This is a genomic window from Prochlorococcus marinus XMU1406, assembly GCF_017696055.1.
GTDB lineage: Bacteria > Cyanobacteriota > Cyanobacteriia > PCC-6307 > Cyanobiaceae > Prochlorococcus_A > Prochlorococcus_A marinus_W.
In genome coordinates this window covers 579,937-592,966 of the sequence record NZ_JAAORG010000001.1, presented here as the reverse complement: position 1 = coordinate 592,966, position 13,030 = coordinate 579,937, and the positions used below count along the sequence as shown (strand labels likewise).

14 protein-coding genes are annotated in these 13,030 nt (G+C 29.9%); 7 read left to right on the top strand and 7 right to left on the bottom strand.

Features of this window, described 5'->3' with window-relative positions:
• Positions 1-8: 8 nt before the first annotated feature.
• The 3 genes from HA149_RS03345 to HA149_RS03335 all read right to left on the bottom strand — a co-directional run bounded on the left by HA149_RS03345 (position 9) and on the right by HA149_RS03335 (position 3,670).
• Complete coding sequence (locus tag HA149_RS03345) at positions 9-1,337, bottom strand: O-acetylhomoserine aminocarboxypropyltransferase/cysteine synthase family protein (RefSeq protein ID WP_209113012.1); 1,329 nt, start codon at positions 1,335-1,337, stop codon at positions 9-11.
• Between the two features lie 71 nt (positions 1,338-1,408).
• Positions 1,409-2,068, bottom strand: a complete 660-nt coding sequence (locus tag HA149_RS03340) for a hypothetical protein (RefSeq protein ID WP_209113010.1) — start codon at positions 2,066-2,068, stop codon at positions 1,409-1,411.
• 93 nt (positions 2,069-2,161) lie between these two features.
• A complete protein-coding gene (locus HA149_RS03335; RefSeq protein ID WP_209113008.1) occupies positions 2,162-3,670 on the bottom strand; it encodes a hypothetical protein in 1,509 nt (502 codons plus the stop codon).
• A gap of 166 nt (positions 3,671-3,836) precedes the next feature.
• Here HA149_RS03335 and stpA point away from each other — a divergent pair, with 166 nt between their 5' ends.
• Positions 3,837-5,057, top strand: coding sequence for a glucosylglycerol 3-phosphatase (gene stpA / locus HA149_RS03330; protein ID WP_209113005.1), 1,221 nt, complete (start codon positions 3,837-3,839; stop codon positions 5,055-5,057).
• A gap of 40 nt (positions 5,058-5,097) precedes the next feature.
• Positions 5,098-6,030 carry an arsenosugar biosynthesis radical SAM (seleno)protein ArsS gene (arsS, locus tag HA149_RS03325; protein WP_209113003.1) on the top strand — a complete coding sequence of 311 codons (933 nt, stop codon included), beginning with the start codon at positions 5,098-5,100 and terminating at the stop codon, positions 6,028-6,030.
• Positions 6,031-6,036: 6 nt separating this feature from the next.
• Here arsS and HA149_RS03320 read toward each other — a convergent pair whose 3' ends face one another.
• Positions 6,037-6,489: a Fur family transcriptional regulator gene (locus HA149_RS03320; protein ID WP_209113001.1), complete on the bottom strand. Its 453-nt coding sequence runs from the start codon at positions 6,487-6,489 to the stop codon at positions 6,037-6,039.
• Positions 6,490-6,605: 116 nt separating this feature from the next.
• Here HA149_RS03320 and HA149_RS03315 point away from each other — a divergent pair, with 116 nt between their 5' ends.
• Together HA149_RS03315 and HA149_RS03310 are read left to right on the top strand one after the other, a co-directional pair.
• Entirely contained in the window at positions 6,606-7,175 is a 570-nt protein-coding gene (locus HA149_RS03315; protein ID WP_209112999.1) for a hydrolase, read from the top strand.
• Between the two features lie 78 nt (positions 7,176-7,253).
• Complete coding sequence (locus HA149_RS03310) at positions 7,254-8,285, top strand: mechanosensitive ion channel family protein (RefSeq protein WP_209112997.1); 1,032 nt, start codon at positions 7,254-7,256, stop codon at positions 8,283-8,285.
• On the opposite strand, the gene HA149_RS03305 is transcribed toward HA149_RS03310, so the two are convergent.
• On the bottom strand, positions 8,256-9,257 hold the full coding sequence (locus HA149_RS03305) for an SDR family NAD(P)-dependent oxidoreductase (protein WP_209112995.1): 1,002 nt from the start codon (positions 9,255-9,257) through the stop codon (positions 8,256-8,258). The two genes, HA149_RS03310 and HA149_RS03305, sit on opposite strands and share 30 nt — an antisense overlap.
• A 224-nt stretch (positions 9,258-9,481) precedes the next feature.
• Here HA149_RS03305 and crtL point away from each other — a divergent pair, with 224 nt between their 5' ends.
• Positions 9,482-10,765: a lycopene beta cyclase gene (gene crtL / locus HA149_RS03300; protein ID WP_209112993.1), complete on the top strand. Its 1,284-nt coding sequence runs from the start codon at positions 9,482-9,484 to the stop codon at positions 10,763-10,765.
• Between the two features lie 7 nt (positions 10,766-10,772).
• Entirely contained in the window at positions 10,773-11,480 is a 708-nt protein-coding gene (locus HA149_RS03295; protein WP_209112991.1) for an SDR family NAD(P)-dependent oxidoreductase, read from the top strand.
• Here HA149_RS03295 and HA149_RS03290 read toward each other — a convergent pair.
• Entirely contained in the window at positions 11,477-12,019 is a 543-nt protein-coding gene (locus tag HA149_RS03290) for a GIY-YIG nuclease family protein (RefSeq protein ID WP_209112989.1), read from the bottom strand. The two genes, HA149_RS03295 and HA149_RS03290, sit on opposite strands and share 4 nt — an antisense overlap.
• Before the next feature lie 74 nt (positions 12,020-12,093).
• On the opposite strand from HA149_RS03290, the gene HA149_RS03285 reads away from it, so the two are divergent.
• A complete protein-coding gene (locus tag HA149_RS03285) occupies positions 12,094-12,753 on the top strand; it encodes a glutathione S-transferase (RefSeq protein WP_209112987.1) in 660 nt (219 codons plus the stop codon).
• On the opposite strand, the gene HA149_RS03280 is transcribed toward HA149_RS03285, so the two are convergent.
• Entirely contained in the window at positions 12,750-13,007 is a 258-nt protein-coding gene (locus HA149_RS03280; protein WP_209112985.1) for a hypothetical protein, read from the bottom strand. The two genes, HA149_RS03285 and HA149_RS03280, sit on opposite strands and share 4 nt — an antisense overlap.
• Between the last annotated feature and the right edge of the window lie 23 nt (positions 13,008-13,030).

Below are 13,030 nucleotides of genomic sequence, written 5' to 3'. Positions count from 1 at the left end.
CTCCTTTCCTATGTGATTTGTGAAAGTGCTTGTTCGAAATCTGCTTTTATATCATCAATATGCTCAATTCCTACAGAAACTCTTACCATCGTGGGAGTAACTCCTGCAGATAATTGTTCTTCTTCAGATAATTGTTGATGAGTTGTTGAAGCCGGATGAATTACTAAAGTTTTTGAATCCCCAACGTTTGCAAGGTGGCTCGCTAATTTTAAGGAATCAATAAATTTTACTGCATTTTCATAACCCCCATTAAGAGAGAACATAAGCATGCAACCCATTCCCCTTCCAGTAGTATATTTTTTGGCACTTGAGTAATATGGATCAGATTCTAGGCCTGGGTAATTAACACTACTTACATTAGAATTAGAATTCAACCATTTTGCTAATTCAAGAGCATTAGAAGTTTGTCTTTCTATTCTTAAACTTAGAGTTTCCAGACCCTGCAATAACAAAAACGAATTAAAAGGACTTTGAGCTGATCCCCAGTCTCTCAGGCATTCAAGTCTTGCTCTTAACGCAAAAGCTATATTTCTATTATCAGGTACTCCCAAAGATTTACAGATATCACTACCGAAACCAAAAGCGTCCCAATGAACGAGCCCATGATAAGCAGCGCTTGGTTCACTCATTAGTGGGAATTTACCATTTCCCCAATCAAAGGTTCCGGCATCAATAATAACCCCTCCGATACTTGTTCCATGTCCACCGATCCATTTCGTTGCACTTTCTACAACAACATTGGCTCCAAAATCAATTGGTCTTATTAATGCACCACCAGCACCAAGGGTATTATCAACTATTAAAGGAATTCCGTTTTCCTTCGCCAAAGCAGAAAGTCCCTCAAAATCTGGAATGTTGAAACGAGGATTTCCCATTGATTCGACATATATTGCTTTGGTTTTATCATCAATTTTATTTCGAAAACTATCGATACTATCACCATCTGCAAATTTAACTTCTATTCCTAATCTTGGAAATTGTACTTTAAATTGATTGTAGGTCCCACCATATAGAAAAGATGTAGAGATAAAATTATCCCCTGCTGTCATGCAGTTTACGATTGCCAAGAATTGAGCAGCTTGTCCTGAGGATGTTGCAAGTGCTGCCATTCCTCCCTCCAAAGCTGCCATTCTTTTTTCGAAGACATCTGTAGTGGGGTTCATAAGTCGAGTATAAATATTTCCAAATTCTTTTAATCCAAAAAGATTCGCTCCATGCTCTGCATTATCAAAGACATAGGAACTAGTTTGATAAATGGGTACTGCTCTAGAATTTGTAGTTGGATCAGGAACTTGGCCTGCATGTAACTGAAGTGTCTCGAACTTTTGGTTGCTCAAAATTTTTAAATAATCCTATTATCTATTTAACTTAGAAAAGTCCAAAAAAAAAACAAAAAGAAGATAAATATTTATAAATCCTTTTTTAATGAGGGGTAATTATCTTTCATATATAAACTCAAATCCTCTTTTATCGCAGATCTGAGTTTTTCAATATCTGCAGATTCAATTATTGGGAAAGTTTTATTAGCCTCAGGATCTTTTTCGGTAATTGATTTCCAATTCTTACCAATATCTTTTTCAGAGTTATTTAAAACCTCATCAAAGTTTAAAACCTTATCGTTGTTTTGAGCATCAAATTCGCTAAACGCTTTATTTATAAGATTTTTTCTATTTTCGAATAGATTTTTGGCTTTTAAAGTATCTGGAAGACCCATAACTGGTTGTAATTCCTTAAGAAGTTTTATTTCCTCTTCAATTAAGATTGTCCAAACACCATGTTTATTTTTAGGGATATTAGATTTACTAAAAATATTGATTTCATCTAGGTAAAAATTTAACCATAAATAATATGATTTTTCTTCAATAGTTTTTTTAACGGATATCTTTTTATTTTGGATCTTTGGGAGTAACTTTTCTGCTTTCTTTAAAAACTGTCTGTCTTCTCTTTCTAAATTTATTAATCCCCATCTTTGACTATAGTCCCATAAATCTTCGTATCTTGTTAAATCTTCTTGATTCCAACCAAGAGCTTTCAGTTCATAAGAACGATGTGATAATTCCTTTTTCAAAAAAAACCTTTAAAACCATAATAATTCTAACCCTGCAATCAAGATTAGTAAATAAATGAAAAACATAGTTTTTTTTGTAAATTCAACAAATAATTAATTATTAAAATAGTTATTAATAATTTTCAATACATTAATATAACTTGGATTTTTTTTAAGAATTTGATTACTAGATTCATTATTTTTAAGATCATTTCCCTCTTTGTAAATAAACAATTTTTTATAAAGGTTTTCAATATCATTAAAAAGATAATCTCCTTTTAACTTTTCATTTAGTTCTAAAGATAATTCAGATTTCACAGATTCTTGGCAAAAATTAGTGATTTCTTCTGAACTAATTAAAACCTTATAAATTTCTTTTTTTTCTTCTGAATTAGCATTAAAGCATAAATAAATCATATTAATCATTGAACAATTATTATTTTTGATTTTGAATTGTTTATAAATATCTGGCCAAAATTTTAAAGATTTTAGACCTTCTAAACCTCCTTGACTAAGAGAGTTTTTATTACACCAATCTAAAAATTCTGAGACATCTTTAGGACATCTTTTGAGTTTTAAAAGCATATCTGATAAAACTTGCCCTGCCTGAAAATTCCTTGTTGGTTTTCCTTCAGTTGGTAGAGTCATGCTACCTAAGACATCAGCCTTAACAGCATTTAACTGAGAGAAAGTATAATCTCCTTTTTCACAAAATTTATCATTAATTAATTCCTTTGCACTAATTACTTCTTCACCATAACCAAGTTCTTTTAATGAAAGATATTTGTTATCTAATTTATTTTCTTTTCTAACTTTTAATGATACTGACGCGGCCTGATCTAAACATTGAGTTAACAAAATCGTATTTATGGTAGGTAGCATTCCTGGCTTATCGGAATGAAAGTTATTTACAAAACCTGCAAATATGGATGAGATGTTTTTTATTGATTTTATATATTGACATTCAATATTATGAACTCCAGGAGAAACTTGAATTTTCGGGGACAATTGATTCAAAATACGAGCTCCTATTAAAGCAGTTAAGGCATCAGGATGGCAGAAATTTGCAGTAAAACTATCATGAGGATTTCTTAAAGCTCCGTGACGATGAAATCCTGTAAAAAAAGCTAAATTTGGATATTTTTTACAGAGAATAAAAGGGTTTTTACTTTTATTATCAATGCAAAAAGAACCGACTAGACAGCCAAGAACTACATTTTCTCTTTTTAAAGTTTTTCTGAGTTCTAAAGCATGTTTAACATCATCTTGTATGTGATTACTATTTGAAGCAAGAATAACTATTTCGCATCCCAAGAGAAGATCTTTTAGATCAAAAGACTTTCTTATTCCTTCTGATGAATAATGTCCCATTCTCTTAATCTTTTCAATAGTCTCATTATCCATATCAGAAAGAACATCATTTGAGAAAGCACCTAACAAATCTCTATCTTCCCTAGGAGCTAAGAGAATATTATTTGAATTTCCATGCATAGCACAGTTATATGCTAATGAAGCAGGATATAAACCAACACTGTAAAATCCAACTTTGCTATTCTCAATATCTTCAATCAATGAATAAAAATATTTTTTATCATTAATGTTTTCTATGAAATTATTCTTCATTTTTGGAAATTCTTGTAAATTTTTTTAATTTCTTACCCATACCAATATTTTTCTACATTAAAGCAATTCTTGACCATAGCAAATTATTTATTTTAAATATTGAATTTTTTAATTTATAATTTTTATTAAAAATGAAAATTAAATTAAAAGATAAATAATTATAAATATGGAATATAAGGCAAGTGATTTAAAGGCACAAAAAAAATTAATTTCTTCTAAAAATATCTTAATTATTCAAGATATTGATGGGGTTTGTATCCCTTTAGTTAAAGATCCAATGACTAGAAAGTTAGAATCAAAATATATCTATGCAGTAAAAGAATTTGCCGATGAATTCTTTGTATTAACTTGCGGGGAACATGAAGGTCCAAGAGGGGTTAACAGAATAATAGAAAGGAGTTTAAAAAGCACTACTGAGCCTAAAAACAAAGAACTATATTTAAGAGGTTTAGCAGCCTGTGGAGTAGAGTATCAAGACAACAAAGGTGAAATAAGTTTTGAAGGAGTCTCAGAAAAAGAACTAAATTTTTTATCTAAAGTACCTAGTTTAATAAGACCAAAATTTAATTTTATTGTTAAGAATATTTTTCCTGAACTTAGCCAAGAAGATATCAATTTTCACGCAGTAAAATCAATATGTGAAACACGATTCTCGCCAACGATTAATTTCAATAGTCTATTTGATTTAGTTCACAAAGATTCTGATAAAAGAGTGCTTATTCAAATTAGTTTTGAAAAAATGATGAATGAAATCATCTTAAAAGCTGAATCCGAAGGACTCAAAAACTCATTCTTCCTTCATATTTCACCAAATTTAGGTAATAAGAATGGTAGAGAAACAATTAAACTTTCTACTCAAGATGATATCGGATCAACAGATATACAATTACTTATTAAAGGAGCAGTTAAAGATTCAGGAGTTTTATTTCTTTTAAATAAATTTATTGCGGATAAAACTGGTAAAGCTCCTTTTGGAAGAAATTTTAATTTTAGAAACTCTCCAAATTCTGTCACGGAAAAAATTGATTTATGCAAAAGAACTATTCAAAAAGAAGATATGCCTTTGATTATAGGAGTTGGTGACACAGTTACATCAAAAAAAAATAATGATGAAAAAAGTTATTTAAGAGGAGGAAGTGACAGGTCTTTCCTAGAATTAATACAAATATTAGGTAATGAATTTGGGATTAATAATAAAATAATTTTTGTAGATAGTAGTTCTGGCGAAGTTGAAAGACCCTCTACAAAAAAAACTGGTTTGATAGGGATCAGTGATGTTTATGACAACTTAAAGTTTGACATGGTTTTTAAAAATGGTCCCAAAGAATACATAAGTTGGTTTATTGAACTTGCTAGTAAAAGATCAAACTTTAAAAAAAATAGTTGACTTTTTATTTTTCGAATGACAATTTATGAATAATAGATTTATGAAAGAAAAATTCCCCTCAATATATAAAGAATCTATAGAAACATTGCAAATTAACATAGGTTATAAATGCAATCAGGCTTGTAAGCATTGTCATGTCAATTCGAGTCCCCTGAGAACTGAAAAGATGTCCACTGAAATGATATCTCTTATTCCAAAGATAATTGAAAAATACAAAATCAAGACTTTAGATATTACAGGTGGTGCGCCAGAACTTCACCCAGAATTTAAAAACCTAATAACTAGTTTGAGCACAAAACAAGTTAGTATTATTGATAGGTGCAATTTGACAATTTTCTTTGAAGAAGGTTATGAAGATCTTCCTCAATTTCTTGCAAAGAATAAAGTGATAGTTACGGCTTCGCTACCTTGTTATGAAAAAAATAATGTTGAATTTCAAAGGGGTTTTGGGGTTTATGAAAAAAGTATTAATGCCTTAAAAATTCTTAATAATTTAGGCTATGGAAAGAAAAAGAATGGATTAGAATTAAATCTTGTTTACAACCCTGTAAGCCCAATTCTTCCTCCTTCTCAGGAAATATTGGAGAAGGATTATAAAAAAATACTATTTGATAAATACAAAATCGTTTTTAATAATTTATACACAATAACTAATATGCCAATAAATAGATATGAAGAATCTCTTAGAAGAGAAGGGAAACTAAATACTTATTACAAATTACTAAAAGAGAATTTTAATGAAAAAAATTTAGAAAATCTTATGTGTAAAAAGACAATTAGCGTTAATTGGCTAGGAGAAATTTATGATTGTGACTTTAACCAGCAGATAAATTTCCGAAAGAATAAAGGACCAAAGTTACTTTTTGATCTATTGGATGAATCATTTACTTTTGACTACGGGGTAGCTGTAAAAGAACATTGTTTTGCTTGCACTGCAGGTGCAGGATCAAGCTGCGGAGGGACTTTAAGTTAAAACCTGCTAAATGCAATTAGGGCAAATAGCTCTAACATTTAAAGATGATTCAATTAGTTTAAAACCATTAACTTTTGCTGCAACTTTGCCTGCCTCTAAAACATCGTCATTTTCAAATTCTTCTGTTCTTCCACACCTAATACAAATCAAATGATGATGGTCCGGTGTGTCGTTACTAAGCAATTCATATCTGTGTCCACCCTCACTGAGTTCTAATTCATGAAGCAAACCCATTTGTACTAAAAGTCTTAAAGTTCTATAAATTGTTGCTAGTGAAACTTTGGAGCTTGTTTTAACTAACTTTTCATGAACCTCTTCAGCACTAAGATGCTTTCCAGAGCCAATATTTTCAAATAAATTAAGAACCTTTAGCCTCTGAGGAGTTAACCTCTTCCCATCTTTATGCAAACCATCACCAAGAGGAGATGTAAAGACATTGTATTGCGAGGATATTGACAAAATTAACCTTTGGCTATTCTCAATAATAACTCTAGATGAGAGTAAAACAACTTTTTGATTTAAAATGTTTACTAAAGTTCTTCTAAATATTATTTTAATTGTATCTTTATATGTAAATGATGAATGATCAAAAAATCTCTTCTGATAAATTATCATCGAAAGTAAATGCCTTGCTGATTATTGATATTCAGGAAAAAATAATAAGACCAATTTTTAAAAAGGATTCAATAATCAAAAACATCAAAAAGCTAATAGATGCTTACCAAATTTTAGACGAGAACATATTTATATCTGAACAGAACCCACTCAAATTGGGGGTAACGATACCTGAATTATCACCCGTAGCAGGATTAAGAAAATTTGAAAAAATGGAATTCAGCCTAGCTAAATTAGAAGAATTTTTAAAAGAACTTAAAGATAAGAAAATTACTAATTTGATAGTTTGTGGGATCGAAACGCATATTTGTATTCAACAAACAGTCTTAGATTGTTTACGCAAAGGATTTGAAGTTGTTCTCATATCAGATGCCATGGGAAGTCGAAATAGGTTAGATCATGAAATAGCATTACAAAGAATGACTCAGAGTGGGGCGATCTTAACAACAACTGAATCAATAATTTTTGAATTATGCAAAACTGCGGATAGAAAAGAATTTAAAGAAATTAGAAATATAATAATGAGTTAAAGAAAAATAAATACTGGTTTGTTGTTTATAGATAATTTAAAATCTTATTAAAGATTAATTTTTAGGGTTTATTTGAATATGAAATTAGTTACTGAAAACTTCCTTCTGGCAATATCAATTTTTTTTATTGGAACTTTATTGTCGATAATAATTTCTAAAATTTCAAAAATATTTTTTAAAAAGATTTCCAAAAGAACAAAAACCAATTTCGATGATTTTATTTTTGAGGTGATCTCTGGAATTATAAAACCTATAGGTTTCCTCCTCTCATTTTATTTTTCAATTGACTATTTTTTTACTGATGAAATAACTTTTATCTCTGTCTTATTGAATATTTTGAAATTATTTATATTAATAATCATCATAAAAGCTCTCAACAAAGTTTTAATAAGATCTTTAACTGAATCCACCTCGAAAATTAATGATTCCTCAATTAGTTCAATGGTATCTTCACTAACTCCATTGATAAAGGCATTAACATGGACTATTGGCTCAATATTTTTCTTACAAAATATAGGTGTTCAAATGACTGCTATTTGGGCTTTACTAAGTGCAGGAGGTATTGGAGCAGGATTAGCTTTGAAAGATCCAGTTCAGGAGTTTTTTGAATATATAACAATTTTGCTTGATAAACCTTTTCAAAAAGGTGAGTTTATAAAATCTGATGGAGTCCTTGGAATGGTTGAGAGAGTGGGAGTACGATCCTCAAGGATAAGAAGTATTAATGGAGAAGTAATAGTAATGAGCAACAGCGCCCTAACAAATGGAATAATTTCAAATTACGCACAAATGGAAAAGAGGAGGTTGGTGCATAAATTGGGAGTTGTTTATGAAACCTCTCCAGAACTTATGAAATTGATTCCAATAATAATTAAAAAAATAGTTGAAGAGACAAAAGATGCGTCTTTTGATAGATGTCATTTCACAGATTTCGGCGACTTCAGTCTTAATTTCGAACTTGTTTATTACATCCCAACAAATAATTATCTCGCTGCAATGGAAGCACAACAATCTATAAATCTAAGAATTATTGAGGAATTTGCGGTTAATAATATAGAGTTTGCTTTCCCAACACAAACCTTAAATATTGAAAGTAACAAAGCCAAATAATCTACAAATCTCTTCACTAAAAATCCAGAGTTTTGAAGCCAACTCAGAATTATTAGCCTCATCACTAACCTTACTTTCAACTAATTTATGTTTTTTAAAAGATATAAGTTTATTACTTAAATGAACGTAACCAATATTATTTAAATTTGAATCAAAAACAATTTCAGAAAGAATCTTACCAGCATTTTCTATACTTTCAGAAATTCCTAAAATATTTTTTGCAGCTTTAGAAAAGATCAAATACCCAAAGAGATTAAAACGTTTACTATATCTAAAAAAACCGGAATCATCATTTGGTATTACTAGACCAGGAGCCCAAGTAATTACAGAAATTTTACTAGAGGAAATTTTTAATTTTTTTTCAAGTTCTTTAGCAAACAAAATATTACATAACTTACTATTTTTATAAGCTTCATCAGCATTAAAATTTAAAAATTGCCCAGTTACTTTTTTTCTGAAATCAACTAGGTTATTAAGTCCCGCTTTCTTTCCTATATTGCCACCTGAACTTTTGGGATCGTGCACATCTGATGATGTAATAATGATTCTAGATTCTTCTTGATCTCTAATTAAATCTTTTAAGATATTCACTAAATAAAAATGTGCAAGATGATTAACTGCAAAAGTTAGTTCTATGCCTTGTTTTGATACTTTAGGGTAAAAAGAACCCGTATATTGCAATCCTGCATTTAAAACAACAACATCTAAGAAAATCTTTTTACTAATAAAGTAATCTTTAATTTTTTTAATATTCTCTAGATTTGAAAGATCACAATTTTCAATAATATTTAAATATTTACTAAAGTAATTTTTATCAAAATATTTCTCAATTGTTTTGAGAAATTCTTTCTTTCTTAATTCAGATTTTATTACAACGTATAAATTATTTTTCATCTTTAGTAAATTAATGATGGCAAAAAGCCCTATGCCTGAATTACCTCCAGTAATTAAAGTATTTTTATTTTTAATCATTTAACTTGCTATATATTTTTTTTATAATAGAAAATTTATAAGTATTTTTTATTTTGTAATCTTATAAATTATTGTTAAAACACTGAAAACTTAGTCACTAGTAATTGAGTAATTTGATTATTATTAATCTACTCTCATTACAAGTATTGGATGAAATATATAATCCTAAGTGCAGAAGTAATAATTTGTCCCATAAATTTCCTTAATCATAAGATTTACATTTAATGTCAAAAGAAAATATGCCAGATGTTCTTGTTTTGGGTGCAGGGCCTGCAGGTATGGCGATTGCCTCAGCTTTAGGAAAGGAAAAATTAAATGTTGAAGTACTTTCTCCAAATGGACCAGATGAACCTTGGCCAAACACATATGGCATTTGGGGAAAAGAAGTTGACCAACTCGGGCTTCAGGATTTACTTGAATATAGATGGAAGAATACTGTAAGTTTTTTTGGGCATGGAGCTTTAGAAGAACAGGACGACGAGAATAAAGCCACGGAACATTCACTAGATTATGGACTATTTGATAAGAAGAAACTCCATAATTATTGGTTTAATGAATGCAATAAGTCTCTTATTAAATGGCATCAAGGCTTTGCAAACAAAATACATTTTGAAAAATACAAAAGTACAGTAACGACAAAAGATGGTAAAACTTACTCTGCAAGATTAGTAGTAGATGCAACAGGATATGATCCTATTTTTCTTAAATTAAAATCTTGTGGTCCTTTAGCAGTCCAAACTTGTTATGGAATAGTAGGTAATTTTAGTAAACCTCCACTTAAGAAAGGGCAGTTTGTATTAATGGACTATAGAAATGACCATCTTAACGATGAGCAAAAAAAAGAACCGCCTACTTTTCTTTATGCCATGGATATGGGGGATGGGAAATATTTTCTTGAAGAGACATCTCTTGGTTTAGTAAATCCTCTAACAATGGAAAATTTAAAAAAGAGACTTGAGAAGAGGCTTTCTTATCGAAATATATCAATCACAAGCATGCAACATGAAGAACTTGGCTTATTTCTTCCTATGAATATGCCAATCCCAGATTTCAAACAACAAATACTTGGATATGGTGGTGCTGCTTCAATGGTACATCCCGCATCAGGATACTTAATTGGTAATCTTTTAAGAAGAGCTCCACTTGTAGCAAAAGCAGTATCAGAAGCTATTAAAAACAAAAATCTTAGCACCTATCACATTGCAAGAAAAGGTTGGGAAACTTTATGGTCAAAAGAATTAATTAGAAAGAAATCACTTTACCAATTTGGGTTAGAAAAACTCATGAGGTTTGACGAAAAACTATTGAGAGAATTTTTTGGCAGTTTTTTCCAATTACCTAAAAATCAATGGTATGGTTTTCTAACTGATACTCTTTCCTTAAGAGAGATTGTGTATGCGATGTGCATTATGTTTATAAAGGCTCCATGGAGTGTTAAGAAAGGTCTGATGATTATGCATGGTAGAGAATTTAAAATGTTACTTAGGATAATATTTCCAAATATATAGTTTAAGAATGAGAACCATATTGATAAGTGGAGCTAATAGAGGTATTGGCCTCAACATTGCACATAGAGAATTAAAAGAAGGAAATAGAATTAGTGTTGGCATAAGAGATTTAGAATCATTAAAAGGAAGCTCTATTGATCCAAATAAATGGCCTGAAGGGAGAATAATAATCAACCACTATGAAGCATTAAAAAAAATTACAGCCGAAAATTGGATAAAAAACACTGTCGATAAATTTGGAGGTTTTGATTCAGTAATAAATTGTTCTGGAGTATTATCGAAGGTTCCTTTCTTATTCAAAGATGGAGATGAAGAAGATATTTTAAATACACTCAATATCAACTTTTTGGCAATTTGGAATTTATGTAGGCTTTCTTGGGAACACTTATCTGCCTCAGGTAGAGGAAGAATTATTGTTTTAGTTTCAATGAGTGGGAAAAGATCCAAAGGGGATTTAGCCGCTTATTCTTCTTCAAAATTTGCTTTGATGGGATTATGCCAAACAATGAAAAATAAAGGTTGGGATGAAAATATAAGGATTTCAGCAATTTGCCCAAGTTGGGTTAATACAGAAATGGCCCAAAATATCTCTTCCCTAGACAAATCAAGCATGACACAGCCTGAAGATATTGCTGAAATATGCTCAACTATTCTAAAGTTACCTACCCAATCAGTTCCATTTGAAATTGCCTTAAATTGTAATTATGAAATTTAACCTAAATTGAAAATTAAGTAAGCCATTGAAAGCATTGCAATTGCTATAAATAAACCTTTTATTCGATTAGTTAACAAAGAAAAAAGAGATAAATCTTCAGAAAAGTATCCACCAAAACTACCTGTAATAAACAATACAACCATTGGTAGAGATGCCATTCCAAAAGAATAAGATATAGCTTTTAGAAATCCAAAATTTAAATAATTAAAAATAAAGGAACTTAATGAAAACAATAAAAAAGATGCAAATAGAGTTATGGAAACTTCTGCATCTAAAGTGTGAGGTAAGCTACCCTTTAATTCAAATTGCTTTTTACATTCTCTAATTTGTCTTTTAGAAAGCTTTAAATAACCAGTTTCAGGAATTCTTTGCGACTTATATTTTCTTAGTAATCTTGCTTCAAGAGTTTCTGGCTCCTTAGTCATTATTGATGTTAACAATTCATCTGGCTTTATTTTCTTAATTTTCTTTTCAAGATTACCCGTTTTCCCAATCCTATAAAGGTCACCTACTCTTATAAGGTAAACATATCCCGACATTTGCGTTGTAAAATTAATACTGTTCCTACTTAGATAATACTAAAAGATTTAGGGAAATTAAAAGTTTTTACAATATGAAAAACGATATTTTATATTCATTTCGAAGATGTCCATATGCAATTCGTGCAAGATGGGCCCTGTTAATTTGTGAAATAAAAGTAGAAATAAGAGAAATTGATTTAAAAAATAAACCTCTAGATTTTCTTAATAAATCTAGGACAAAAACGGTTCCAATACTTATAAAAAAAAATAGTGAAGTTATTGAAGAAAGTCTTGAAATCATCTTATGGGCACTCTCAGAGTCTAAAAAGGAAAACATTAAATTAATTTATTTCCCTGATAATAAAAAGAAAGATATTTTTGAAATAATTAATGAAAACGATAAAGAATTCAAATATCACTTAGATCGATTTAAATATGCCACGAGATATCAGAATAGTAATGAAGAATTTCATTTCAGGAAGGCGAATAAATTTATAAAAAGATGGAACGAACTACTTGCACAAAACAAATACTTTTTTGGAGATAGACCCACAATCGCTGATTGGTCTATTTGGCCTTTTGTAAGACAATTTAGAATCGCTTGTGAAAGTCAAAAAAGAACAAATTATTTCGAGCCCTCAATAAAAAACTGGTTAGATTCGTTTGAGAAAAATAGAGAATTTAAATCTTTAATGTATAAATACGAATTATGGGTACCATCCTCTAGAAAGAATTATTTTCCATCTAATTAACTTTCCAACAACTTCCTTTTCTCAATTATTCTTGCTAACTCCAAAAAATATCCTGCAGTCCTAAATTTTCCTATATTTTTTTCCTTAAACTCAAGATCGCTTCTGATTTCTGCAGTCTCCGCCATAAGCAAATCTAAATCATTTGATCCAAGACTATACAATTCACCAAGTTCGATTTCCCTTCCAAGTAAATGACTCCTAAACCACTTCCCTTTATTTTCTTGAGGTGGAATATCGTAGGGAGTAAATGACATTAAAATAAAATTAAACCTAAAAC